This is a genomic window from Rhodopseudomonas sp. BR0G17 (assembly GCF_010907025.1).
Lineage (GTDB): Bacteria > Pseudomonadota > Alphaproteobacteria > Rhizobiales > Xanthobacteraceae > Rhodopseudomonas > Rhodopseudomonas palustris_H.
The window spans coordinates 1-404 of sequence record NZ_QUML01000204.1 but is presented as its reverse complement, the minus strand read 5'-3'; the positions used below and the strand labels follow the sequence as shown (position 1 = coordinate 404).

At 67.6% G+C, this 404-nt stretch carries 1 protein-coding gene; it reads right to left on the bottom strand.

Annotated features, from left to right (window positions below; all coding sequences use genetic code 11):
* The coding region (locus tag DY467_RS25880; protein ID WP_164639903.1) for an alcohol dehydrogenase catalytic domain-containing protein at nt 1–404 on the bottom strand (404 nt) is incomplete at both ends.

The window sequence follows — 404 nt, the reverse complement described above, 5'->3', positions numbered from 1 at the left end:
GCGCCGGCGATCTCGGCGCCGTTGATCGCCGCCATGCCGACGCCGCCGCAGCCGATCACCGCGACGGTCTCGCCCGGTGCCACCTTGGCGGTGTTGGCGACCGCGCCGTAACCGGTGATGACGCCGCATCCGATCAGCGCCGCGAGATCGAGCGGCATGTCGCGGCGGATCTTCACGATGGCGTTCTCGTGCACCAGCATCTGCTCGGCGAACGACGACAGGTTGAGAAACTGATTGAGCTTCTCCGAGCGCGCCCAGCTCAGCCGGTTCGACACGCCCGGCAGCATCTTCACCGTCGTGTCGGTGCACAGCACCGGCCGGCCGGTCGAGCAATTGTCGCAGGTGCCGCAGAACACCGACAGGCAGGTGACGACGTGATCGCCCGGCTGCACATAGGTGACGTC